Annotated in this window: 27 protein-coding genes; 16 read left to right on the top strand and 11 right to left on the bottom strand. The window is 49.6% G+C overall.

Annotated elements, in window-relative coordinates:
• Positions 1–38: 38 nt before the first annotated feature.
• Positions 39–1109 (bottom strand): metallophosphoesterase, encoded by a 1071-nt coding sequence (locus CFERDRAFT_RS06600; protein ID WP_006366441.1) that lies wholly within the window; start codon positions 1107–1109, stop codon positions 39–41.
• A 363-nt stretch (positions 1110–1472) separates the two neighbouring features.
• On the opposite strand from CFERDRAFT_RS06600, the gene CFERDRAFT_RS06605 reads away from it, so the two are divergent.
• The 11 genes from CFERDRAFT_RS06605 to CFERDRAFT_RS06655 all read left to right on the top strand — a co-directional run bounded on the left by CFERDRAFT_RS06605 (position 1473) and on the right by CFERDRAFT_RS06655 (position 14032).
• The gene (locus tag CFERDRAFT_RS06605) at positions 1473–2636 is read left to right on the top strand and encodes a PstC family ABC transporter permease (RefSeq protein WP_040433375.1); all 1164 of its coding nucleotides are present in this window, start codon (positions 1473–1475) and stop codon (positions 2634–2636) included.
• A gap of 48 nt (positions 2637–2684) precedes the next feature.
• Positions 2685–4031: a phosphate ABC transporter permease PstA gene (gene pstA / locus CFERDRAFT_RS06610; RefSeq protein ID WP_006366443.1), complete on the top strand. Its 1347-nt coding sequence runs from the start codon at positions 2685–2687 to the stop codon at positions 4029–4031.
• Between the two features lie 6 nt (positions 4032–4037).
• A complete protein-coding gene (pstB, locus tag CFERDRAFT_RS06615; protein ID WP_006366444.1) occupies positions 4038–4898 on the top strand; it encodes a phosphate ABC transporter ATP-binding protein PstB in 861 nt (286 codons plus the stop codon).
• 18 nt (positions 4899–4916) lie between these two features.
• A complete protein-coding gene (gene phoU, locus CFERDRAFT_RS06620; RefSeq protein WP_006366445.1) occupies positions 4917–5603 on the top strand; it encodes a phosphate signaling complex protein PhoU in 687 nt (228 codons plus the stop codon).
• 436 nt (positions 5604–6039) lie between these two features.
• Positions 6040–6735 (top strand): hypothetical protein, encoded by a 696-nt coding sequence (locus tag CFERDRAFT_RS12570; RefSeq protein WP_232209772.1) that lies wholly within the window; start codon positions 6040–6042, stop codon positions 6733–6735.
• A 445-nt stretch (positions 6736–7180) separates the two neighbouring features.
• Positions 7181–8449, top strand: coding sequence for a CHAD domain-containing protein (locus CFERDRAFT_RS06630; protein WP_198002404.1), 1269 nt, complete (start codon positions 7181–7183; stop codon positions 8447–8449).
• Positions 8427–9185, top strand: a complete 759-nt coding sequence (locus CFERDRAFT_RS06635; protein ID WP_006366448.1) for a ParA family protein — start codon at positions 8427–8429, stop codon at positions 9183–9185. The genes CFERDRAFT_RS06630 and CFERDRAFT_RS06635 overlap by 23 nt, the downstream gene beginning before the upstream one ends.
• 126 nt (positions 9186–9311) lie before the next feature.
• Positions 9312–10526 (top strand): methionine adenosyltransferase, encoded by a 1215-nt coding sequence (locus tag CFERDRAFT_RS06640; RefSeq protein ID WP_006366449.1) that lies wholly within the window; start codon positions 9312–9314, stop codon positions 10524–10526.
• A 120-nt stretch (positions 10527–10646) separates the two neighbouring features.
• On the top strand, positions 10647–12026 hold the full coding sequence (locus tag CFERDRAFT_RS06645; RefSeq protein ID WP_006366450.1) for a cation diffusion facilitator family transporter: 1380 nt from the start codon (positions 10647–10649) through the stop codon (positions 12024–12026).
• 49 nt (positions 12027–12075) lie between these two features.
• Positions 12076–13287 carry a multidrug effflux MFS transporter gene (locus tag CFERDRAFT_RS06650; RefSeq protein WP_006366451.1) on the top strand — a complete coding sequence of 404 codons (1212 nt, stop codon included), beginning with the start codon at positions 12076–12078 and terminating at the stop codon, positions 13285–13287.
• 55 nt (positions 13288–13342) lie between these two features.
• Positions 13343–14032, top strand: a complete 690-nt coding sequence (locus CFERDRAFT_RS06655; protein WP_006366452.1) for a haloacid dehalogenase type II — start codon at positions 13343–13345, stop codon at positions 14030–14032.
• A gap of 143 nt (positions 14033–14175) precedes the next feature.
• Here the strand turns inward: CFERDRAFT_RS06655 and CFERDRAFT_RS06660 are convergent, their stop codons facing one another.
• Together CFERDRAFT_RS06660 and CFERDRAFT_RS06665 are read right to left on the bottom strand one after the other, a co-directional pair.
• Positions 14176–15504: an MFS transporter gene (locus CFERDRAFT_RS06660; protein WP_006366453.1), complete on the bottom strand. Its 1329-nt coding sequence runs from the start codon at positions 15502–15504 to the stop codon at positions 14176–14178.
• Between the two features lie 27 nt (positions 15505–15531).
• Complete coding sequence (locus tag CFERDRAFT_RS06665; protein WP_006366454.1) at positions 15532–16197, bottom strand: DUF2461 domain-containing protein; 666 nt, start codon at positions 16195–16197, stop codon at positions 15532–15534.
• Positions 16198–16425: 228 nt separating this feature from the next.
• Between CFERDRAFT_RS06665 and CFERDRAFT_RS06670 the strand changes: the two genes are divergently transcribed.
• From CFERDRAFT_RS06670 to CFERDRAFT_RS06685, 4 genes are all read left to right on the top strand, one after another.
• Positions 16426–16836, top strand: a complete 411-nt coding sequence (locus tag CFERDRAFT_RS06670; RefSeq protein ID WP_006366455.1) for an acyl-CoA thioesterase — start codon at positions 16426–16428, stop codon at positions 16834–16836.
• 184 nt (positions 16837–17020) lie between these two features.
• Positions 17021–17554: an SRPBCC family protein gene (locus CFERDRAFT_RS06675; RefSeq protein ID WP_040433376.1), complete on the top strand. Its 534-nt coding sequence runs from the start codon at positions 17021–17023 to the stop codon at positions 17552–17554.
• A 62-nt stretch (positions 17555–17616) separates the two neighbouring features.
• Positions 17617–18654: an SDR family oxidoreductase gene (locus tag CFERDRAFT_RS06680; RefSeq protein ID WP_006366457.1), complete on the top strand. Its 1038-nt coding sequence runs from the start codon at positions 17617–17619 to the stop codon at positions 18652–18654.
• A 20-nt stretch (positions 18655–18674) separates the two neighbouring features.
• On the top strand, positions 18675–19358 hold the full coding sequence (locus tag CFERDRAFT_RS06685) for an SRPBCC family protein (protein WP_006366458.1): 684 nt from the start codon (positions 18675–18677) through the stop codon (positions 19356–19358).
• Positions 19359–19366: 8 nt separating this feature from the next.
• Here CFERDRAFT_RS06685 and CFERDRAFT_RS06690 read toward each other — a convergent pair whose 3' ends face one another.
• From CFERDRAFT_RS06690 to CFERDRAFT_RS06725, 8 genes are all read right to left on the bottom strand, one after another.
• Positions 19367–20389 carry a glycosyltransferase family 2 protein gene (locus CFERDRAFT_RS06690; protein ID WP_006366459.1) on the bottom strand — a complete coding sequence of 341 codons (1023 nt, stop codon included), beginning with the start codon at positions 20387–20389 and terminating at the stop codon, positions 19367–19369.
• Positions 20390–20551: 162 nt separating this feature from the next.
• Positions 20552–21355, bottom strand: a complete 804-nt coding sequence (gene trpA / locus CFERDRAFT_RS06695) for a tryptophan synthase subunit alpha (RefSeq protein ID WP_006366460.1) — start codon at positions 21353–21355, stop codon at positions 20552–20554.
• 14 nt (positions 21356–21369) lie between these two features.
• The gene (locus CFERDRAFT_RS06700; protein ID WP_006366461.1) at positions 21370–22062 is read right to left on the bottom strand and encodes a CPBP family intramembrane glutamic endopeptidase; all 693 of its coding nucleotides are present in this window, start codon (positions 22060–22062) and stop codon (positions 21370–21372) included.
• A 241-nt stretch (positions 22063–22303) separates the two neighbouring features.
• On the bottom strand, positions 22304–22984 hold the full coding sequence (gene queC / locus CFERDRAFT_RS06705) for a 7-cyano-7-deazaguanine synthase QueC (protein WP_006366462.1): 681 nt from the start codon (positions 22982–22984) through the stop codon (positions 22304–22306).
• Between the two features lie 129 nt (positions 22985–23113).
• On the bottom strand, positions 23114–23392 hold the full coding sequence (locus tag CFERDRAFT_RS12065) for a type II toxin-antitoxin system RelE/ParE family toxin (protein ID WP_006366463.1): 279 nt from the start codon (positions 23390–23392) through the stop codon (positions 23114–23116).
• Positions 23389–23622, bottom strand: a complete 234-nt coding sequence (locus CFERDRAFT_RS06715) for a ParD-like family protein (protein WP_040433378.1) — start codon at positions 23620–23622, stop codon at positions 23389–23391. The genes CFERDRAFT_RS12065 and CFERDRAFT_RS06715 overlap by 4 nt, the downstream gene beginning before the upstream one ends.
• An 86-nt stretch (positions 23623–23708) precedes the next feature.
• Positions 23709–24032 carry a type II toxin-antitoxin system RelE/ParE family toxin gene (locus CFERDRAFT_RS06720; RefSeq protein ID WP_006366468.1) on the bottom strand — a complete coding sequence of 108 codons (324 nt, stop codon included), beginning with the start codon at positions 24030–24032 and terminating at the stop codon, positions 23709–23711.
• Positions 24029–24313 (bottom strand): type II toxin-antitoxin system Phd/YefM family antitoxin, encoded by a 285-nt coding sequence (locus tag CFERDRAFT_RS06725; RefSeq protein WP_006366464.1) that lies wholly within the window; start codon positions 24311–24313, stop codon positions 24029–24031. Before CFERDRAFT_RS06725 ends, CFERDRAFT_RS06720 begins: the two co-directional genes overlap by 4 nt.
• Before the next feature lie 225 nt (positions 24314–24538).
• On the opposite strand from CFERDRAFT_RS06725, the gene CFERDRAFT_RS06730 reads away from it, so the two are divergent.
• Positions 24539–25093: an alpha/beta hydrolase gene (locus CFERDRAFT_RS06730; RefSeq protein WP_006366465.1), complete on the top strand. Its 555-nt coding sequence runs from the start codon at positions 24539–24541 to the stop codon at positions 25091–25093.
• The last annotated feature ends 93 nt before the right edge of the window (positions 25094–25186 follow it).

Genomic DNA, 25186 nt, shown 5'->3' on the forward strand with positions numbered 1-25186 from the left:
ATCTCTCATGCGAAAAAGGATAACCAACCTTTTGAATTTCAGGTCAGCAGATGAAGGCGGGAAAACACATAATCGAGAGAATCCTCATTCAACACCACTCTTGAATAACCGGTCGAATCAAGCTTTATTGGCAGATTACTTCTCTCACTGATAAAGTCGCGAGTCTGTCGGCCATTGTACCAGCAAACCAGTCTTATCAAACCCCCTTCGATTTCGAGAGCTGTGATACAGCGTTTACCGATGGTACATCCGGAGTTAAAAACGCTGGGAATAGTAATGTTATTGTAAAGTCCGCTGCGCAGACCGATAGCTTTACCCTTTTTGTAACACTCATCCAGCTCTGTTTTCAATTCAACTATTTTCCTCTTGATATCCGGACGCCGCTCATCATCAACAGAAGAGTAAGATCGACAGAGATCCTCAATCCTGTAGTTCAGATAATCAGCTTTTGAGAGTGATTCAAACAAGGGCCGGTGGGTGTGACCGATAATGGAGACAATTTTTGCCTGATTTGAAAACTCATAGATTGATTTTTCTATTACAAATCTTCGACGGCTGCTGTAGGCAACTGAATAATTTTTAATCCCGGTTGGCTTGGCTATATAGCGCAAAAAAAAGATAACAGCACGACTAAGCATTGAATACTGCTGCCAGAGAAACAACGCCGCCTGATGACCATGAAAAAGCAGAATGGTTTCATCGCCGTAATGAAATTTCAGTGATTCAACAAGCGATGATGAAAGCCTGTAATCTTTCCTTTCGAGAAGCGCCACATCATGATTTCCGTATGTTTTCCAAAAAAAACCATGCGCTTTGAACTCAATAAAAAGCTCATACACCTCAGCCCACTTTCTTTCGATGCTTTCAAGCGAAAACTTGAAAAGCTCCTCTATATCTCCATTGAGCACCAGACTGTATTTTTGAGGCAAATAATATTGCCCGAGAATTGTTTTGACCAACCCGGCGTTGTGACGAAACTCATCATGCCTGCCACCATTGCCCATATGCAGATCGCTGAGAATAAGAACCCTCGAAGCATCATCAAGCGTAACCGGTTTTGCTCTGTCAAGCAAGCGTTCAAGATGGGAATGCTTTTTATAATGATGCATTGACAGTTTCGGGATGTCCGTAAAACCGGGATTAATTCATAAACCTCATGTAAGTTATACGATTAACTGCAACATAACTCTCGCCGGAATGTGAACTTCCTGTGAACTTTTTTACCGATTACCCTCCTGGCCCCTGAAACGCAATGCCTGGCTTCACTGCATCTTGCGCTTCCTCATCATCTGCTCTGGAATCGGACATGACAGGCTGACACAGGTTGTCATACTTAAGCCTCAACAGCAAAAAAGTTCACAAACATGTAACACTCCCCCCATTGGTTCCAATGAAGAATGCCTATACATTAGGAACATATTTGAATGCAAAAAACGCACGATCACGGTAACTATCAAAAATATCAGACGGTTATGGCTGAAGAGAGCTGTGGTGAAGGAAACCGCACAAACACCTTTGTGGTAAGCAGCCGCAAGCGAACCATACAGAAGGCAGTAAACAGGGCAGGAGAGCTTCTTCTGCTGGCACTGGCCTCTTTTGTGGCAGTTGTCGTCCTGTTTATCTTTTATTTTGTTGCCCGCGATGCTGTTCCGTTTTTTGAGCTGAGGAGCTTCAGCGAATTCTTCACAACTTCAGAGTGGTATCCGGCTGATGAGCCCGGGAAATTCGGTGCACTATCAATTATCTATGGCAGTCTGATGGTGACGCTCGGCTCGGCAATGATTGCCGTTCCGATGGGTATAGCTGCCGCAATATGTTTGAGTGATATTCTTCCGTTTTCCATACGCCAGTATGCCAAACCGGTCATCGAGATGCTTGCCGCCATTCCCTCGGTAGCGTTCGGTTTTTTCGCTCTTGTTGTTTTCGCTCCGCTGCTTCAGGACAAAGGAGGCGCTCTGTTGATGTGGGCCTGGTGGATTCTGGCAGCTCCCTTCACGGTGCTCTTTGTTATTGTCCTGTCCGACCTGCTGACTACCCGTATTAAAGACCCTGCGCGGCGTAAACAGCTCAACCTGTTATCGGTACTCCTCTTCGGCCTGCTTTCCGCCGGGCTGCTCTATCGCGTAGGCACCCTTCTGCATGCCATCGAGATTCTGACCGGTACCAACGCCTTGAACGTCTCCATTATTCTGAGTTTTATGGCACTGCCGACCATTGTCAGTGTTTCCGAAGATGCCCTTCAGGCGGTCGGGCGTGATATTCGTGAGGGCAGTTACGCGCTCGGAGCCACCAGGGCCGAGACAATTGTAAAAACAATTCTTCCGGCAGCCAGCAGCGGTATTCTTGCCGCCGTCATTCTCGGCATCATGCGTTCACTCGGTGAAACCATGGTGGTCTGGATGGCATCCGGCAACTCGGCCCACATTCCCGAGCCCTGGTTCAACTACCTTGAAGCAATCAGAACCCTGACCGCGACCATTGCCGGTGATATGGGTGAGGCCGACCAGGTTACCGGTTCAGCCCGCTATCACGTCCTGTTTGCCATGGGACTGCTTCTGCTTGTTATCAGCTTTATCTGTAATCTCGTCAGTGAAAGAATTGTGGTGCGCCAGCGCAGAATCCTCTCCGGCCAGTAGGTTCCGGAGATTGTCGCTGCCGCATTTTGCTCATTTAACCCTGTTGTTATGAATCTCGGAACCAGGAAACTTCTGGATCGTTCGTTCACCTCTGTCGGTATCGGCTCAATTGTCATAATGGCGCTCGCCCTGATGGTCGTGCTGGTGCCGATTGTAACCAACGGGCTCGGAGCCGTGTTTTTTACCGGTACGGTTGAGCACCGCAAAATGCTGCTGAGTGAGTTCAACCGGGGTGACAGCCGGGAACTGGAGACAGCGATCGCATCGTCAGATCGATACCGGGCAAAGGTTTACGAGATGCTTTCCGGATTCGAGAGTGAAATGGCCGCGATGACGCCTGAGCGCCAGGATGAGTACCGCCCGAAATACGGGCAGGTCAAAACGGCCGTGCAGGCACTGCTCGGCCCTCTTCCGGGTGACCCTGAACCGATGCTGACCCGCTTCAAGTACGGTCAGACCCGGTGGGAGAAAGCCGAAGAGAAGCTGCACGACCTGCTCTATGAAACGAAATGGGATAACTCCGATCCCAATGCCATGTCGAAAGAGTACTTTGCAAACCGCAGTGAGAGCTTTGCAGGAACCTCCCTTGTCAAACTCTTTCCCTACGTCAGGGAGAACATGTCAAACATGCTGCTTCCGGAGTTTACGGTTTACTGGGGATTCATTACCGACAGCTCGGTTGACTCCCATATTTTCGGGGGTATCTGGCCGGAGATTCAGGGTACCTTTTTCCTTGCAGTCGGAGCCATGCTCTTTGCCTTCCCGCTTGGTGTTATTGCAGCGGTATACTTTACCGAATACGCCAAATCCGGTTTTTTCAACAGCATGCTGCGCAGCGCAAACAGCACGCTTGCCGGAGTGCCGAGTATTGTGTTCGGCATGTTCGGCCTTGCATTTTTTATCAACACCCTGAAGGTTTCCGAATCGAAAAGTGTTATTGCCGGTTCGCTCACGCTTGCGATCATGATTCTGCCGACCATTATCCGAGCGGCTGAAGAGGCGATACTTGCCGTTCCGAAAACCTATCGTGAAGCATCGCTCAGTCTCGGGTCAACCAAATGGAACACCATTGCCACCGTGATTCTTCCGGCAGCGCTCCCCGGTATTCTGACCGGCGGGGTGATCAGTCTCGGCCGTGCAGCAGGAGAGACCGCCCCGATTATCTTTACCGCCGCCGTCAGTGTCGGTTCCGCGATTGGTCTGGCCGATGTCTTCTCCTCTCCGACCCCGGCGCTTTCATGGAACATCTACAACCTTGCCAGTGAGCATGAAGCCGCCGCCCAGATCCGTCATGTCCAGTACGGTATGGTACTTGCGCTGGTGAGTATTGTTCTGCTCCTGAATCTCTCGGCGATTGTATTGAGAGCACGTATCTCCAAAAAATTAAAAGGTTAAAGAATAATGCTCATGACAGATGATGTTACGGTGACGTCACCCGATGTGCCGGCACAGAAATCCACCAGGGAGATCTATCTGCCCCCGGCCCGGAAGAAGATAACCGGAGGAGGTACTCCCCACATTGTTGCCAAAGAGTTCTCGATCTATTACGGGGAGTTCGAAGCGGTAAAGAAGGTCAGTGCCGATATTCTCTCAAAATATGTGACGGCCATTATCGGACCGAGCGGTTGCGGCAAGAGCACCTTTTTACGCTCCATAAACCGGATGAATGATCTTATTCCGAACAGCCACACAACTGGAAGTATCTTTTTCGATGGCGCGGACATTTATGGCAGGTATACCGACGAGGTGCTGTTACGCAAGAAGGTTGGGATGGTGTTCCAGAAGCCGAACCCCTTCCCCAAATCCATTTTTGACAACATTGCCTACGGGCCCCGTCTGCATGGCGTCAATGACAAAAAAACGCTGGCTGATATTGTAGAGCGGAGTCTGAAAAAGGCGGCGCTCTGGAGCGAGGTGTGCGACCGGCTCGACAAGAATGCCCTCGGTCTCAGCGGAGGCCAGCAGCAGCGACTCTGTGTTGCCCGCACGCTTGCCGTTGAGCCTGAAGTGCTGCTGCTGGATGAACCGACCTCGGCGCTTGATCCGAAAGCTACGGCTAAAATTGAGGATCTGATCCAGGAGCTGCGGGGCAGCTATACCATTATGATTGTGACTCACAACATGCAGCAGGCTTCACGGGTCTCGGATTACACCATGTTTTTCTATGAGGGGATGCTGGTCGAGCATGCTTCAACCGCACAGCTCTTCACCAATCCCAGGGACTCGATGACCGAAGATTATATCACTGGAAGATTCAGCTAACGAAACCTATTCACTCCTATGTCAGACCGCCCGGTTCATGAACTTATAAAAGAGCTCTCCTTTGTGCTCATACAACTTTCCGACAAGGTGCTTGAGAACTTTTTCAATGCCCTGCATGCAGTCAAGCACCAGGACGAACAAAGCGCCCGTCAGATAAGGCAGATTGATAATGAAATCGATCTGGCAGAAGTCGATCTTGAAGAGCGCTGTCTGGCTTTTCTTGCCCTGCAGCAGCCGGTGGCCAGAGATTTGCGTACCATCGTCACCATTATGAAGATCAACGATGATCTTGAGCGTATCGGTGACCTGGCCGTTCACATTATCGACCGGATGCCGGAAATCAGCCCGGAAATGCTGAAATCGTTTGAGTTCGAAAAGATGGGAGTACATGCCGGTGAAATGGTAAGAAACTCAATCGAAGCATTCATGTCAAAAGATCGCACTCTTGCCGATAAAGTCTGTGCCCAGGATGAAGAGGTTGATGTGATGCACCGTACGGTCTTCAAAAGGGTTACCCTGTTGATGAAAAGTCCTGACTCAGCGGTCGATGAGCTTATTGCCGCGTTGAGCATCTCCCGCTACATTGAGCGTATGGCTGATCATGCCACCATGATTGCCCGTGAGGTGATCTATCTGGTGACCGGCGAAATCGTCCGCCATAAAGGGGATTTTTATCAAAACCTCATCGATTCTCTGACAGATTAAAACGGTTAGAATAAAACGATCATTTGTGATGTATGCGAAGATGAAAGCAAGAGAAATAACGTTTCAGGATATCATGATCGGGGTCGATGGCAAAGAAGATATCGACTGTTCAAACAAAGGGCTAACCTCTCTTGAAGGATGCCCGGAGATCATAGCGGGCCATTTTAATGCTTCGGGAAACCAGCTAAAATCACTTGAAGGGGGCCCTTTAGAGGTATATGGCCATTTCGATTGTTCAAACAATCAATTGACGACACTCGAAGGTCTTCCGCATAAAATACATGGTGATTTCGATTGCTCGGGAAACCGGCTGCCGTCACTGAAAGGCGGGCCGAAAAAGGTAAAGGGGAATTTTGACTGTTCAGGAAACCAACTGATAACACTGCTTGGCGGACCCAACAAAGTGGGTGGCGATTTCATTTGTTCAGATAACCACTTGACCTCGCTGGAAGGCATTCCGGGCGAAGTATTTGATTGTGATTGTTCAAACAATCTCCTGAAAATGCTGGACGGTGCTCCGGATCAGGTTCTCGGAGATTTTAATTGCTCAAACAATCAACTGACCTCTCTTGCTGGAATATCCGCGTTTATTCTTGGTGATTTTTCCTGTGACAGCAACTGGTTAACATCACTCAAAGGCGGCCCTGTTGAAGTATATGGGGATTTCGTCTGCTCAAACAATCAGCTTGCATCCCTGAAGGGAGCTCCTGTAGTGGTCGGGGGTAATTTTTCTTGTGCTGCAAACCAGATCAGCTCGCTCATTGGCGCGCCTCAGGAAGTTATTGATTTCGATTGTTCACATAATCAGTTAACAAAACTTGACGGGAGTTCTGAGAAAGTAAGTGGAAATTTTGACTGTTCAGATAATTGTCTGACATCGCTCAAAGGGGCTCCAGAAAAAGTCAAGGGCAATTTTGTCTGTTCAAAAAACAAGTTAACATCACTCAAAGGCTCCGTAAAAAAGATCAAAGGCAATTTTGACTGCACAGGAAATCCGTTTTTGACGCTTGACGGATCAATCAAAAAAGTAGGCGGTAATTTTATTTGTACAGAACATGCAGGACTCTTTAATGAAAAAAAAGTTCGCGCGGTTTGCACGGTAAAGGGACTCTATATTGAAGCTCCTCTTTAAATTATCATGAGTCCCGACACATCGGATCAACTAATCCGTTAAATGCCTGGTTTATATCAGTTACTATCGGGACCGTCTTTTTTCCTTGATGGTGGATAACTCCTCAAAATGTCAGAAACGGATGGGTGTCACTCCAACAAAAATAGTGTTGATTCCAAACCACCTGCACTCACCATGGTCGCATCATGAAAAAATGCATGCTGCAGGATGGCAGCTTGTACAATGTTCATACCGACAGGCAGAGTCGGTGTACTATGATACATTTGACTGGCTGGCATTCGAAAACGGGATTGCCGTTATAAAAAAAGAAAGCTCCCTGTATATTACTGATCTACATTCCGGTAGTGAAACCGCATACATACCTTTTCGCGGAAACCCCGCCGTATTTTTCCCATCCCGTTTACCTGAATGCAAGCTAAAAAAACTGCTTGGTGCGTGCGGAGATATGAGGGCATTCATCAAGCTGTGCGTATTCACAACGATCTCGCAAACCTTCAACATCCTTGACGGCCAGGACAAAACCATAGGCACGCTTTTTTCCGAATCATGGCATCTTGCTGAAGATCAAGGCCAAAATCCTTTTTGTCAAGGTTATGCACTGAAACCGCTCAAGGGGTTCAGTAATGAGGTAGCGGAATTTGAAACGTGGCTATCCAGCCAGTATGAATCCCGAAAAATTGTGGAGTACCGGGATCTCTATCTGATACTGATGAAAGAGGCCGGGCTGAATGTAAAGGGATATTCGTCAAAAATCCATTTACAGCTTGATGAGCATGCGATGATTCATGAAAATGCCCGAAGGATGTTGCAGAGCACCTTTACTCTTGTCAAGCAGAACGAAACCGGCATCAGCAGGGATATCGATACTGAGTTTCTGCACGACTATCGCGTCGCCATCCGCCGCTCCAGATCGGTGTTAATACTTCTCAAGGGAGTGTTCAATCCTGAAGAAACCGCTTATTTTCTCAATGCTTTCAAGGATATCGGCGAACGGACTAATGAACTGCGGGATATGGATGTCTACCTGCTCCACCAAACGACCTATTTCGGGTATCTCCCTCCGGTGCTGCAGCCGCCACTCAAAGAGTTCTTCAGCGAAATCACAGCAAAACGCAATAAACTGCACAAAGAATTTTGCAGCCACCTTGCATCGGCAAAATACAGATCCTTCCTGAAAGAGTGGAATGAGTGGATCAACAAGGAAGAGCTGCCGTCGCAGGAGAAGGCACCAAATGCAACCCTTGCCACGTCCACAATAGCTGAAGCAACAATAAAAAAAGCATGGAAAAAAGTGATTCGGGATGGCCGTAAGATCGGCCGAAAAACAACGGATAAAGAGCTTCATACACTTCGTATAGACTGTAAAAAGCTTCGCTACCTTCTTGAGTTCTTCTCATCGATTTTTCCAAATAAAACAATAGCTCCAATAATAAGGCAACTTAAGGAGCTTCAGGAAAACCTTGGCAACTTTACCGATTTTTCAGTGCAAATCTCATTTCTTGAAAAACGCCTGGTATTAATGGAAACAGAAAAAAAACATACATTACTTGCAGCCACAACTGGCGGATTAATCGCAATCCTTTATCAGAAGCAGGAAGAAACACGCCGGAAATTTCACGATACCTTCAGAGGTTTCGATGATGAGCAAACCGCGAAGTTCATGCATGAACTCTTAACCTTCCGGAAAGAAAATGAAAACAATAGCACTCTATAGCATCAAAGGAGGTGTTGGTAAAACCGCAACTGCTGTAAACCTCTCCTATCTTGCTTCCCTGCATACTTCTCCGACACTCATTTGCGACCTTGATCCCCAGGGGGCAAGCTCATACTACTTCAGGATTGCGGCTTCAAAAAAGTACAATAGCGAAAAGTTTCTCAAGGGAAGCAACAAAATATACAGCAACATCAAGGCCACTGATTTTGAGCATCTTGACCTGCTCCCATCAGACTTTTCGTACCGGAATCTCGATATTGAACTTTTCGAAGAAAAAAACCCGAAGAAAAAACTCAAAAAAAACATCAAGGAACTGAGCGAAGAGTACAAGGTTATTTTTTTTGACTGCCCGCCAAACTTGACCCTGCTCTCCGAAAGTGTTTTTGCCGCTTCGGATGTTATCCTTGTTCCCATGATCCCGACAACACTCTCCATCCGCACCTACAACCAGCTAAAAGAGTTCTTCGAAACGCATAACCTTGACAGCTCGAGAATCCGGCCATTTTTCACCATGGTGGAAAAACAGAAGAAAATGCACCGCGATATTCTCAGCGAATTCCGCAACTACCCGAATTTTCTCTCACAAACAATACCCTACAGTTCGGATGTTGAGAAAATGGGGATCTACCGGGCACCGATCCATGCCGTCTCGCCGAACGCTCCGGCGGCAAAAGCCTATAAAGCTCTCTGGGAAGAGCTTGAGGCGATCCTTGATAAAACTGACAGTGTATATTGACCGTTGAAGGTCCTTCATTCACGGCAAGGAGGTTAGCTCGCGACTGATCGGATTTACGAAGTATATGAGATACCCCGGATACATTCATCAGTATTCGTCTATCGACTGAAAAGGTAGAGGCCTTGTATGAACACTCTGCGAAACATAACCGTCGAAGCGGCAGGAACCACTCCCGCCGGAATGCGGCAGATTGAACTGATCGAACGAAAGGGAACCGGACATCCGGATACCATCTGCGACTCTATAATGGAGTCAGTATGCCTGAGACTCTGCCGGGAATATATTGAGCGAACCGGACAAATCCTGCATCACAACATCGACAAAGGGCTGCTGGTAGCCGGAAGAACCGTTGTAAAACCTGGTGGCGGCCGTGTGCTGGAGCCGATGAAGATCATTTTCGGCGACAGGGCAACCACTAATTTCAGAGGAGTGCACATCCCTGTCGGCGAAATCGCAGAAGAGGCAGCAAAAAACTGGCTGAAAAAGCACCTGCGCTTTGTCGATCCTGATATCCATGTACGATTCCAGAACGAGATCAAACCCGGCTCGGCAGAGCTTACCGACCTGTTTGAACGCAGCGTAATCGGAGCAAATGACACCTCTGTCGGAGCTGGCTATGCGCCGCTCAGCAATGCCGAAAAAGTTGTGCTTGAGATTGAACGCTATCTCAACTCACCGGGATTCAAGCAGGCTTTTCCTGAGACCGGTGAGGATATCAAGATCATGGGGTACAGAAACCGCAACCACCTCACCCTTACCATTGCCATGGCTTTTGTTGACCGCTTTATCACCTCTCCCGCACACTATTTCGAACGTAAAGCCGCAGTGCTTGACGCCGTGCAGCACGTTCTTGCAGCAAAGAGCTTACCTTTCAGTGAAATAACCGTTGAACTCAACACACTCGACGACCCGACGAGGGGTGAAGGCGGTATCTACCTGACGGTGCTCGGCACCTCGGCAGAGGGCGCTGACGGAGGAGAGGTCGGACGCGGTAACAGGGTAAACGGGCTTATCGCATTCGAGCGACCCCTCACTCTTGAAGCGGCTGCCGGTAAAAACCCGGTCAGCCATGTCGGAAAAATCTATTCTGTGCTTGCCTCTGAAATTGCCCGGCGCATCTACCATGAAGTGGCCGGTATAGAGGATGTTTCGATCCTGCTCTGCAGCCAGATCGGAAAACCGCTCGATCGCCCCCTTGCCGCTTCAGCCCGAATCATAACCGGTTGTGATGTCACCGTGGAAGCGGTAACGGATGAGGTCACTGCCATTATCGACACCGAACTCGCCAACATCACAACATTCACCGACCGTCTTGCTCACGGTGAATTCCCGATATGCTGAAGGGTACCTGAAAAAAATATGAGCTCTCTTTCACTCCTCCTGCGTACATTGAAAACCGGTTCAGAGTTTGCCTGCGCGCTCTTAAACCCCGTAAAAACCGCTTCTTGAAGAAAAACACTGATGGAACACGCACAGAAAAAACAACAGGTGGCTATAAGCTCGGTCGTGGCAAGCCTCCTGCTTACGGCAATGAAGCTCATCGTCGGCGTGCTTACCGGCAGTATCGGAATCATCTCCGAAGCCGCACACTCCGCGCTTGACTTCGGAGCAGCTTCACTCACCTGGTATGCTGTCAGAATGAGCGGTAAACCCGCCGACAGCAAACACCACTATGGTCACGCGAAGGTGGAGAGTGTCTCCGCACTGATTGAAACAGGACTGCTTGTTGTGACCAGTGCATGGATTATCTATGCCGCCATTGAGCGGCTCATAGCCGGAACAACAGAGGTTGAGGTCACCTGGTACGCCTTTGCCGTGATGGCCATCTCCATTGTCGTTGACATCTCCCGATCAATAGCCCTGAAAAAGGTGGCAAAAGAGACCGGCAGCCAGGCGCTTGAGGCCGATGCCCTGCACTTCAGCTCCGACATTCTCAGCTCGGCCGTCGTTATCCTCGGCCTTGTTTTTGTCTCACTCGGCATCGTCTGGGCCGATGCGGTTGCCGGTATTGCCGTGGCTCTGGTCGTGCTATGGGCGGCGTTCCGTCTCGGCAAAGAGACCATCGATGTCCTGACCGATGCTGCACCTGAAGGACTTGCGGACCGGATTGAAGAGATGACCATGAGTGTCGCCGGAGTAATCGCCATTGACAAACTGAGGGTAAAACCAAGCGGACCGCAGGTATTTGTGGAGATGGGTGTCAGTGTCAACAGGACACTTTCTGTTGAAAAAGTTCAGAAAATCTGTGCCGAAATCGAGCAGAAGGTGCGTGAAGAGTTCACCCTGGCCGATATGATCATCAACACCCGCCCGATTGCTCTGAACAGCGAAACCATCGCCGAAAGGGTGCATGTGATCGGCCTGAACCACAACCTGCACGCCCATAACATTTCGACCAATCTTTCGGAGCAGAAAAAGTTTATCACGTTTGATGTCGAAATCGACCAGAAGCTTACCATAAAAGAGGCTCACGATACCGTAAGTGCGCTGGAAGAGGAGCTGCACCGGGAGTTCGACGGAGAGCTTGATATCTGCATCCATCTCGACCCGCTCCGCAACGAGGAACACAGCACCACCGCCCTCTCAGACGGAGCGGAAACCGTTGTACGCGAAACAATCATTGCGGTCTCAAAAACTATTGAAAAAATTCAGGATGTACACGACATCCAGATCCGCAAATCCGACACCGGCAAGCTCTTCATCACCCTCCACTGCTCATTTGACGATGAAGCACTGCTTGAGGAGGTACACTCACTCACCAGCCAGCTTGAAGGCGCTATCTACCACTCCCTGCCCTATGCCTACAGGGTTATTATCCACGCGGAACCCCTCTACGGCTGACACATGAGAAACCGCCGCAAAAAGTCCGGAAGCAGCAACAAGGAGCTGTATGGCGCGTAAAAAAAGGGCCGAACCGGGATTTTCGGAGTTCATTACACTCACGGCTCTGATGATGTCACTCGTCGCCCTTTCGATTGATACCATGCTGCCTGCGCTCGCTGATATCGGCAAGGAGCTGGGTGTCCATGATGAGAATGCAAACCAGCTCATCCTCTCCATACTCTTTCTCGGCATGGCCTCCGGCCAGTTGCTCTACGGCCCGATATCCGACAGCACCGGACGCAAACCGGCGATCTATCTGGGATATGCTCTCTTCATCACCGGCACTCTCTTCTCGCTTGTCGCCCAAAACTTTCCGGTCATGCTTGCAGGCAGGTTCCTCCAGGGATTCGGAACAGCAGGCCCCCGCATTGTCTCCATTGCAATTGTCCGCGACCGGTACGAAGGCAGTTCCATGGCCCGTGTCATGTCATTTGTCATGACCGTCTTTATTCTGGTGCCGATTGTCGCCCCTGCTATCGGGCAGGGAATAGTACTGCTCTCCGGCTGGCGTGCAATCTTCGGCACCTTTCTCGTTTTTGCACTCCTCTCGCTTGTCTGGTTTGCACTCCGCCAACCCGAAACCTTGAAGCCGGAAAACCGGATTCCTTTCTCGTTTAAACGGATGACCGCCACAATCCGCTCGATTCTTAAGAACCGCAGCGCACTCGGTTACACCGTAACCGCCGGTCTTGTATCCGGTTATTTTCTCGGTTACCTGAACTCGGCACAGCAGATTTTTCAGCAAGTGTATGCTCTCGGCACTCTTTTTCCGCTCTGTTTTGCCGCTCTGGCACTCTCGATTGGCGGCGCATCATATGTCAATGCCCGGCTTTTACTGCATCACACCATGCAGTCACTCTCCAGAAAGGCGCTCCTGACCATCGGCACCATGTCGGCATCTTTCCTCCTCCTGATACTGCTGCAGGAGAACCATCCTCCCCTCTGGCAGCTCATGCTCTACCTGTTTCTCACCTTTTTCAGTACCGGCATTCTTTTCGGCAACCTCAATGCTATGGCCATGGAAACCCTCGGCAGCATTGCGGGTATCGGTTCCGGTATTGTCGGGTCACTCTCGACCTTTATTTCACTCATCGTCGGCACCGCTATCGGCCAGAGCTACAACGGCACCGTACTCCCCCTGACATTCGGGTTCTTCATACTCAGTCTCATTTCACTCGGAGCCATGCAGTGGGCAGAAAAAGAAAAACAGCTATCTTGATAGCAAGAAAAGAGATGCAGAGAAAACTGAAACATGAACGAAAAGAGGCATAACCATGAGCGAAAGAGTGACCGTCGCGTTTGATGTTTATGGCACCCTGATCAATACTCACGGCCTGATCGGCATGCTTCAACAGCATGTCGGCAGTAACGCCGCGCCTTTTTCAAGGCTTTGGCGGGAGAAACAGCTTGAATACTCATTCCGTCGCGGCCTGATGCAAAAATACCGCGACTTTGGTATCTGTACAGCGCAGGCGCTCGATTATGCCTCTCTCGCCTTCGGCGTCGCTCTCACAGAACAAGAAAAAGAGGACCTGCTCAGTGCATACAGAGCACTGCCCGCTTTTGACGATGTAATAAGCGGGCTTGAGGTTGCAAAAGATGCAGGATTCCGGCTCTTTGCCTTTTCCAACGGAACAGCATCCGATATCGCACGGCTGCTCGACCAGGCAGGAATAGGCCGTTACTTTCTTGACATTATCAGTGTCGATGAGGTGCACTCCTTCAAACCCGATCCGGCAGTTTACCGCCACTTTCTCGACCGGTCATCCTCACAAGCCACAGAGAGCTGGCTGGTGTCAGCAAACCCGTTTGATGTCATTGGTGCCAGAGCCGCAGAGATGCATGCCGTATGGCTCCAGCGCTCCCCGGAGATGCTCATGGACCCCTGGGAAATACAACCGACATTGACCATCAAAAGCCTTGCGGAACTACAGGAAGTCATAACCTCCCGGCAAAACAGATGAACCATCACATTGGTCAATAATGTGCTTTTAGCCGTTCATGCAGATGCCGGAAACTTCCCCGCCACTTATCCTGAGATGCTTGAGCTCAATCCGCTGTCATTGGTTACGGCATACCGAAGCAGCCATAAACGGCAACTGAGAATTTAATGCTGCGGGGAGCGATTTCTGCCCTCACCTCTGCTCACCAGAAGAGTAAGAAGTGCAGCCAGAAGAAGACTGGCGGAAAATAGAGCGAGAACAGGCGACATCCTCCCTCCTGTTGCATCGCGAATGATTCCAGCCATCTCGGGGCTGACATAACCAGCAATATTGCCAAAAGAGTTGATGATGGCGATTCCTGCCGCTGCCGCACTACCGGCCAGAATTGATGGTGGAAGCGACCAGAAGCAGGAGAGGGCCGACATGATGCCTGCGGTAGCAACAGAAAGAGCTGCTATACCGTACCATCCTCCGGCAAAAGGCATGGCACTGAGCGCAAAAGCGGCAGATCCGATGAGGCAGGAGAAAGCAATATGCCAGCGACGTTCACCGGTCAGGTCGGAATGAACACCGTTGATCACCATGACCACCGCAGCACTCAGCCAGGGGATGATGGATATCCAGCCTATCAGGGATTCATCAGCGGTAATGCTCTCCCTTATGATTTGCGGAAGCCAGAAAGAGATACCGTAAAGCCCCATCACGATAGAGAAATAGAGCGCACTGAGCATCCAGACCTCCGGCATTCCGAACGCATCCCTTACGGTATATGCCGGCCTGCCTTCTGAAGCTGTCCGGAGTTCATCATCGGCAAGCCGCTTCGTCAGAAGCTCTCTTTCCGGGGCACTCAGCCACACGGCATCGTCAGGAGTGTTGTCAAGATAAAAAAGCACACAAAGGCCCATCAGTGCCGAGGGGACTCCTTCAAGGATAAAGAGCCACTGCCAACCCTGAAGAGATCCCACTCCGTCCATTGTTTCAAGTATAACTCCCGAAACAGGGCCACCTGCAACTCCGGCAATGGCAACTGCTGTCATGAACCACGCCACCATTCGGGCACGGTACTCCGAAGGAAACCATGTGGTGAGATAGAGAATGATTCCGGGAAAAAACCCGGCTTCAGCCACACCGAGAAAAAAACGCAGGAGATAAAAAATCGGTTCGCTGGATACAAAGAGCTGCATCGAGGCAATCACTCCCCAGGTAATCATGATACGCGCTATCCAGATGCGTGCTCCGACTTTCGAAAGAATGATGTTGCTCGGCACTTCGAAAAGGAGATAACCGATAAAGAAAATTCCGGCGCCTGTTCCATAGGCCGTATCGCTGAAGCCCAGATCACTGCACATCTGAAGTTTGGCAAAACCGACATTGACCCTGTCGAGATAGGCGAGAATGTAGCAGATAAACAGAAAGGGGATCAGATGCAGGGCCACTTTGTCATAGGTTGCTTTTTCAAAGGCAGTTGACAAAGACTCGCTTGAGCTGCTCATAAAAAATGTACACCCGTTTTAGAGAGGCTACAGCGCCCTGTTCAGAAAATCAATCATCGGTTTTGATGCAAGAAAGGTATCGGCAAGATGCTTTACAAGGGAAGAATCAGTCACCTCCCTGTCGGAAAGAAACTGCTGGGTGTAGTATCCCTTGAACTTGAGATACTCAACGGCGGGATTGGTGGCTTCATACCCTTTCGGCGGCCGCTTCAGAGCGCCCGAAGGCTCAACACCTTTCGGAAAACGGGAGATGAACTCTTTTTTTGAAATAATGGAGTGCCACTCACTGAAATGCCGGTCGATTTCACCTCTCAACAGATCGAGCACCGCCGGTTCCGGCATATAGATTCCACCCCCGATAAACGATTCTCCCGGTGCTATGTGAAAGTAATAGCCGCCAAAAGGAGCTTTCCTGCCTCCCCTGTTGATAAAGGCAAAAAAGTTGGTTTTGTAGGGTGACTTGTCCTTTGAAAAGCGGACATCGCGATTGATGCGCATGATACACGACTTCGGATCGAGGTGTGACCCGGCAATATCTTTATCGAACTCGCCGATCGCCAGAATAAGCTTCACCACCGTATCAAGAAACTCGCCATAGGCATGCTGATACTCTTTTTTGTGAAGCTCAAACCACCCCCGGTCATTGTTCAGTTTCAGCTCCCGGAGAAAATCAAGCGTTGCGTTGGTGATCATACGAAGAGAAATTAAGCGGTGTGATAAAATATAACGATAAAGTTACACACCCTTTTCTATTCCTGAAAGATCTAAAAATCCGGGAACAGTGAATCACTTTTGCCAGTAACAACTCCTGCGTTTCCAGAGTCTGATCCCATACACGTCCGTCAAATGTGTGTTACCGGATTTCTTTTTCTTTACTTTGTTGTTCTTATCAACACCAACACTCAAAAAGGAAACTGAATCATGGCGGAGGAGCGATTTTCCATAACCATCAGGGTGGAGCCGGAGGATATCGACATGCTTGGTCATGTCAACAACGTGGTCTATCTGCGCTGGGTGCAGGAGGCGGCAATGGCGCACTGGAGCACCATTGCACCGGAGGATGAGCAGGAGAAGCTTATCTGGGTAATACGACGTCATGAGATCGATTACAAACGGCCTGCCCTGTTGGGTGATACGGTTCTGGTACGCACATGGATCGGCAACGCCTCACGGTTTGAATTCGACCGCCACACCGAAATCCTCCATGCTTCCAGCCTTCGCCCGCTGGCCATTGTCAGAACAGTCTTGTGCCCCATTGACCGCAAAAGCGGTCGCCCGACCGATGTCAGCCCGGCCATCAGGGAACTCTTTTCTGTGGAGTCGATGAAGTAACTATCGAACTCACAGCAGAGTACCGAAGAGAACTATTCTCAAAAAGCCATTGTTCATGACGTTTGTTGAAACAATCGTTGCAGGGTATCCTTCATGCTCGTACATTGAAATACAAAGGGCTTCTGTTTAGTAAAGATATCTGTGATAAATGAGTTGCGGAAAGCGTGTAACTGACAATAGCACTATGGAACAACATTCAAGCGAGATATCCCGGCTCAAGTGTGGAGAGACTCTTGTGAATCTTGCCTTTCTTCCTGACGATGTCGTAAAAGTTAGCGGAAAAATCCTGATAGATGCCCCGATAGAGTATGTCTGGAAAGCCCTGACTGATTATGACAATCTGAACAGAACCTTGCCGAAAGTGGTCGCAAGTACTGTTGTTGAACGCAAGGGCAATGAGGTGGTGCTTGACCAGACCGGAAGAACCGGAATCTTTTTTTTCGAAAAAACCGTTAATTTTCGGTTGCGATTGAGAGAGGAGTACCTGAAAAACGTCACTTTCGAACAGGTGGAGGGTGATTTCAGCATCTACCGCGGAGAGTGGAATGTTGAAACCTCTGATACCCTGAAAGGAACCATACTCTCCTACCATGCGGAGATCAAACCGCTTTTTTTTGCACCGCCGATTCTTGTAAGCTTTGTTCAGTGGCAGGATATGCCGGGAATACTCAGAGCGCACAAAAAAACGGCTGAGGCTCTGTCTGCCGAAGCTGCCTGAAGCGGCACCCGGAGCGAAATGGAACTGTTTTACTATTCAATCATTCAGCATAGCCATAAATTATGATCACCAGTAAACCCGTATGTGTCACCGGAGCCTCCGGATTTATTGCCGCATATATCGTCAGGGATCTGCTCCGGGAGGGCTACAGGGTAAGGGGTACCGTTCGCAAAAGCGCTGAGAACTATCCCTTTCTGCTCAATCTGCCGGGAGCTGAAGAACGGCTTGAACTGGTAAAGGCTGATCTGCTTCAGGCGAATGCCTATGACCGGGCGGTTGAGGGATGCGACTATGTTATCCATACCGCAAGTCCCTACGAGATCAATGTCAAAAATCCCCAGGAGGATCTGGTTGATCCGGCCGTGAACGGCACGGAGAGTATACTGCAAAGCTGCATGAAATCAGGCGGTGTCAAAAGGGTGGTGTTCACCTCCTCGATTGCCGCAATCACCGATGAGCCGGAGAGCTCAAAAGTCTTTACCGAAAAAGACTGGAATACCATGTCTTCGCTTGATCGCCACCCCTACCAGTACTCCAAAACCCTTGCCGAACGGGCAGCATGGGATTTCATCATGCAGAAAAAACCGGCTTTTGATCTGGTCGTTATCAATCCCTTCATGGTGGTAGGCCCTTCACTCGGCCCTTCGCTCAACACCACGAACCAGATCATCCGCGACATCATGACCGGCGTCTATCCCGGCATAATGGATATCAACTGGGGTTTTGTCGATGTTCGCGATGTGGCCAAAGCACATCTGCTTGCCATGTCGAACGGAGCTGCAAGCGGTCGTTATCTCTGTTCCGGAGATGCCATGCACATGCGTGACCTTGTCGCACTGCTCAAATCTTCCGGCTTCCGCAAATACGCTCTTCCAAAACTCGATCTGTCAGGAAAAGCCGGTACACTGCTCATGAAGCTGCTCTCCTTCACGCAGCCTAAAGATACCGGAACCTATATCCGCACCAATGTAGGCCGTACCTTCCGCTATGACAATGCAAAAATCCGACGGGAACTTGGAATCTCCTTCATGGATATAAAGCAAAGCATTATTGAGACTGTTGAGGATATGGTTAAATGGGGACATCTGCCAAAACGATGACATGATAAACGTGATGATAAATGCAAGCTAACGATGAACATACCGGAGATACCATGAAAAAACTCATCTCAACGACACGATGGGTCACGATGCTGCTCATGATTGCGCTACACTCTTCTGTTTCCTCTGCGGCACTCCCGCTGCCCGGCACACCGGTCTCTTCCGACACGCTCTCCATGGCCCGGACAATGCTGCTCAACGGGAAAATTATTGTTTCACTGTCACAGCTTGAAAATGGTGTAACCGGCGTCAGGGGTGATGTCTACATTGCCGCCCCCCCTGAAACCGTCTGGGCCGTCATTACAGACTATAACAATCACAAAAATTTTGTCCCTGGTGTGCTTGACAGCGGCATTATTTCAGACACTGGCAGTGAGAAGGTGATGTTTGAAAAAGGGAAATCCGGACTCTTTGTTTTCAGCAAGACGGTTAATGTTAAAATGAGAGTCTGGGGAGAGAAGCCAAAGCGGCTGAATTTCGAGCAGATAACCGGCGACTTCAAGGTCTATCACGGAGAGTGGCTGCTGCTTGTCTCACCTCCCGACAAGGGGACCTTTCTGACCTACAAGGCTGAGGTAAAGCCCGATTTTTTTGCCCCCGGCTTTGCCGTACGAAATGTTCAGAAAAAAGAGTGCCCGTTAATGCTTTCGGCCATGAAAAAGCGGTCTGAATCATTAACCTCTCTTGCCATAAAGAGCCAGTAATCCTCTTTTCACCGAAGCAGTAATGTCAGCGGCAAACCTTTAAAAACAGTCCGGTCAGGGAGCTGCCGGGCACGCTGTACCACCCGGCGCTTCTTCATGATATCCGGCCAATGACGGAGAGTGTCACCGAAGGCACGCCACACGGCGCCCGATTTTGCCAGACTGCCGGGAAACTGGGTCAGATAAAACAGCGCAGCTGCCACTTCAAGAAGTAACCGAAGCGGCAGCACCAGTAAAAGCCCAGGGATACCGAGGTTCTTGAGCAGCATCGCGATGTTGTTGCGGTGGTTGAAATAGATCTTTTCGGCTGAACCGCCGGGGAGCGACGCCCCCCCTTCATGCAGTATGATTGATGAAGGGACCGACCTGATAGTGTAACCGGAAAGCTTCATGCGCCAGGAGAGATCGATCTCCTCCATCTGCATGAAAAACTCCCCGTCAAACCCACCAAGCTCTTCAGCCAGCGATCTGTTGACAAACATGGCAACTCCGGAAGCCCAGAAAATCTCCCTGCCATTATCATACTGGCCCCGATCCATCTCAATTGCCGAGAAGGTTCGGCCAAAACACCAGGGATAACCGAGCCGATCGATCATCCCTCCGGCAGCTCCTGCGTAATCAAATACCTTTTGCCCCTTTTCGAAGGCCTTCATCGAAAGGATTTTCGGCTGGAGCGCACCGGTACGGTCATCTTCACGTGCCGCCGTCACAAGCTGATCAAGCCAAAGCGGGTCATGACGGGTATCATCATTCATAAAAACCACATAGTCCGCTGTGGAGTGCTTAAGCCCCTCATTGCACCCTCCGGCATATCCCCTGTTCTCTCCGAGACGCACAAGACGGGCATTCCGGTAGCGTTTCACCATAAACACAAGCCCTGCCTCTGTGCCCCCGTTATCAACAACGATGATCCCCATCGCCGGATAGCGGGTCTCAGCAAGCGAATCAAGACAGCGCTCAAGCATGTCACGCCGTTTGAAATGGGGAATGATGATATCGACCGACGGGAGATGTGGTACAGATGAGGTCATGAAGGGATTTTGAATGTTGGATTCCGGATTGTGAATTAAAAAACAACAATAGGCAAACCCCGAACCAGATCCCTCTCTTCGATCGGAATGACAATGCCTGTAAGGTAAACAGAGAGGTTCGCCCCCTTTTGCGATCCAAAATTCAGAATCGAAAATCCGGAATTATCGTAAGGCGTTCCAGAACTCCCGGGCAAGACGGGCACTCTCTGCTGGGGTTGAGGCCGGAGCGATATGCTGCAGGAGCGCGGTGCCTACAACGGCCCCATCAGCCAGACTCCACATGTGCTCCACCCTTGCCCTGTCGCGGATGCCGAATCCGACGACAAACTTTTTCCGCGCATGGAGCCGCACCCGTTTCAGGTACTCATCCACGGCAGCTTCAGTTGACGCATCGGAAAGCTTGGATGTTCCGGTTGTTGCATTGACGGCCAGACAGTAGGAAAAATCGGTCGAAAGCGAATCAATCAGCTCAATCCTCTCCGGAGGGGTAACCGGTGAAACAAGAAAAACCACCGTCAAACCGAGATCTTTAGCCTTTTGAAGAAAAAGAGCCGCCTCCTCGGGAGGAAAGTCGGGTATAAGCAGCCCGTCTACTCCCGCCAGAGCCGCATCCTGAAGAAACCGGTCTATCCCGTATGCGATGATGGGGTTGCAGTAACCCATCAGCAGAATCGGGGCTGTAATCTTCCGGCACCCCTCTCCCTGGCGGGCATGACGCACCAGTTCAAGCAGACGCTTGATGGTAACCCCGTTTTTGATCGCGGTGTGAGCCGCCTCCTGGATCACCGGCCCGTCCCCGATCGGATCGGAAAAAGGCATGCCAAGCTCGATGATATCGGCTCCGCTCTCTTCGAGCGCCTCAAGCACCGGAAGCGTGGCACCCGAAACCGGAAACTCGGGCATATAGTAGGCAATCAGCAGTTTTTCATCCCGCTGCAAACGGAGGGTAATTCTGTTGTGGTGCATAGAGACGAAACAGGTCAGAGCAAAAGTTTTGGAATAACAAACAGATCAAGCAGCATGGAGAGCATGGTGATCATATGCACCAGAACGCTCCCCCATACATTGCGGGTTTTAAGAACAAGATAACCACCGAAAATCCCTATCGGAAAGGCCATCATAGCCATCAGTGCGCGCTCTTTCATGCCGACAGGAGCAACCGCAAAGTGGTTTACAACATAGAAGATGGCGGTCAGAAACACCGTCAGATGTTTGTTAAAGCCTTTCTCAATCATTGAGGAGAGCATGATGCCGCGCCAGAGAAACTCTTCGGCAAAAACAAGCACCGGAAAAAGAAAGAGCAGTGAACGGTTGACAAGAATGTTCTCCATCTCCATCATCGGCGCTCCGCCGTTTTTGTAGTAGAGAAGCGTGTTCATGATATCCATTCCAAAAAGCACCAGCCCCACAATACCCCCCCATAACAGGGATTTACGGAGATTGCCACCGGCAAGAAACATCGACTCCCATTCGCCATATTTTTTGCCACGATACAGCACAAGGCCTATTGAACCGATAACATAGAGAAAGAGTGCGGGCCACTCAAGAAGCGGTGTAAAATGGCCGACAAGACCAAGAATCCAGATCATTGCCATAAGCGCAAATGACTGGGTAAACCGTGCATTGAGTGACTCCAACTCAGACGATGAGGAAAAAGCTTTTACAGAACTCATGGTTGAACTGATTTATTGATGATGACGACTTTAACAAATCACAAAAAAGAGATCTCTTCCGACTTCGTCGGGATGACAAAACCATATCTACATCTTCAGGGCACCGCTATAAATTGTCGTGAGCGTTTTGAGTACGAGACGGACGGAGCACAGAAACCGGAATGTACACACAGTACTTGAGGATTTCGAGCACCGCCCAACGAAGTAATCAAATCGCGGAACAAATTGATAGTGGTGCTGCCTAAATATACCGAGGCCTTGCTTCATAATCAATCGGATCACGTACGCCAACCAGTTCGAAAGCCCTGAGCCTGCGTGCACAGCTGTCGCAGACTCCGCACGCCCTTCCCTCACTTTTGTAGCATGACCAGCTGTAGGCAAACGGAACATCAAGCAGCATGCCCCGGTGAACAATATCCGACTTCTGCATCTCGATAAGGGGAGTCACTATTTCAATAGTTGTTTCAGGTTTGGTCCCGAGAGCAATAACCTGGTTGAATGCCTCATAAAAGATTTTTCGGCAGTCGGGATAGCCGGAAGAGTCCTCTTCGACCGCTCCGATAAATATCCGGTTGGCCCCGATCACCTCTGACCAGCTCACTGCCATGGAGAGGAAATTGGCATTACGGAAAGGCACATAACTGGTGGGGATTTCCGATCCCTGAAGGTCGGCTCCGCTAACCGGCATGGAGAGATCGGTCAGTGATGAACCACCGATCCTTGCAAGAAAATCGGCATCAACTTCAAGACGTCGATCAATATTGTAGTGATTACAGATATCACGGAATGAAGCAAGCTCCTTGTGCCACGTTCGCTGTCCGTAATTGACATGCATGGCCGCCAGTTCGAACCCATGTTCATGGGCCATCGCCGTAGTGACAAGGCTGTCCATACCTCCACTTAACAAAACAACGGCTCTCATGGCTGATTAAAAATAGGGTTGCACCAAAATTTTCTGAAAGGTATAAAATTCTTTTGGATTGAGATGATACACACCATAAAAAAAGCCACCCCGATATTGCTTCGGGATGGCTTTGCCACTAACCGGGCCTTATTGCTTCAAATCCCGATAAAAGTTCTCGTGTGGCCCAACAGCTTCAAGGTAGACCAGCCGAACACTCTCATCCAGCGAATAGCCAAGTAAATACAACTGGCCTGAGCTGCGAAACTTGTAAACATACAATGCAGCCAGATCACCCTTCTTTCGTTCTCCGATGTCTGGGCTTTGCCGTACCTTTTCAACGGCACTATCTACATCAGCAGCGGTGTTGTCATGAAGCTTTTTGTATTGTCGAGCAAATCTGCGCGTTTGCCTTACAGACAAGGTCATTGCCTTGCACTCCTTGGTACAAACGGTGTAGAGAGTTCTCTCGGCTCGGCCAATGATGCCAGCGACTCGGCTACAAAACTGACCGGTAAATCAGGGTTGTCAAGCGCAGCCCGACCTACCCGTGCCCAAAACTCGATCTGACCCGAAATAGAACGATGCTCCAGTACAGCGTCTTGCTTGGCCTGTTCGTAAAGCTCCTTGTTGATTCTGATCGATGTGCTTACCAACATCCTGAAAACTCCTCTTTTTCTTGACTACATTTGTGGTAGAAGTATAGCTATTATTTTTTGAACATCGAAATATTCCACCATTCCAACTATCGTATCAATCGTTCGAGAAGAAGATCCTGAAGATTTCTTCTGCCATCAAGAACACAGTGAATAAAAACCTTGCGATCCAGAATCCGATAAATAATCCGATACGGCTTGTAATGAAGTTCACGATACTCCAGAACACACACCCGTTCCAGTTCGGGTGGACGATGTCCCCGGTCAGGAAATTGGCAAAGGCTCAGACAAGCCTCCTGCAGCGCATCAAGAAGAGTGGATGCTCTTTCAACCGAATCGAAACGAGCAACATATTTCCAGATATCGAGAATATCTGCCTCTGCATCATCACTCAGAAAAACATCATACCTCATAACTCCTGATGATTTGAAATCTGCTGTCTGATCAACCCAAACGATTCACTGACAGGCTTATACCTTCCCTGCTCAATACTCTGAGAACTTTGAGCCAGTATCTTCAATAAAGCGAGACTTTCCTGGGTCTCTTCGTAGAGATGAACATCCTGCACAATTACCTTCGCTTCTCCGTTATGCGTGATAATCATGGTTCCTCTATTGGCTGAAACTTCCCGAATAACTTCAGATGCGTGAGTTTTCAAAAAGCTGATGGGCTTGATGGATGTACTGTATTTCATAAGAGCTACCACTATGCGACCATAATAAAGACTTTATAATGGTTAAGGTAATCATTGATCATAAATAAAAAAAGCCGGGAACAACGCTGTTGCCGTATCCATTTTAGCGGTTGCATGTTCAGTGTTTATGCTGTAAATAGAGTCAGGCATCACCCTCTGAGGGATATGAACGTGCAGGCAAACAGGCACAGAATCCGATGCGCTAACAGGTAACGGTTAAAAACCATGATTACCAGCAAATATATCCGCATGCGCATGATTACAGCACTGCTGCTGTTACTCTCCGGGTGCGCATCAACTAACCTGACCGGAAATGCAGAATACCTGAAACCGCCGGTTCAGGCCTTTTACGCAACCAACCGCAACCATGCCGGGCAGGCAGAATCCGGTCAAAAATATGGCGCTGAAAGGAGCATGATGAGCTATGGCATAGCAGAGGTAGCCATACCTCAGGACCACCGGATCGGCAGAGTGATTCACGCAACCTTTGACAAAGATAAACACCGGGAAATCGACTATCTCCAACTGACGGAGCTCAACAGGGAAGAGCTTCTGAACAATCTGACAAAAACGGTGGCGGCCTGCGAAGAGAAGTCCCTACTAATCTATGTGCACGGGTTCAACATGACATTCAATGAGGGCGCTCGGGGAATCGGACAGATTGTGAGCGACCTTGATTTCAAGGGATCTTCACTCTTCTTCAGCTGGCCATCACGGGACACATCAACAGCTATGAGGACGACGAAGCCGGGATTTTATGGGCTGAAAAAGATCTGGTGAAGGTTCTTGAGGAGGTCGCCCTGCGTTCAGAATCGAAAACCATCTACCTCATGGACACAGCCTTGGCGCTACGGGGGCTGTCGCGTGCATTAC

Origin of the sequence: Chlorobium ferrooxidans DSM 13031 (assembly GCF_000168715.1) — a bacterium.
GTDB lineage: Bacteria > Bacteroidota > Chlorobiia > Chlorobiales > Chlorobiaceae > Chlorobium > Chlorobium ferrooxidans.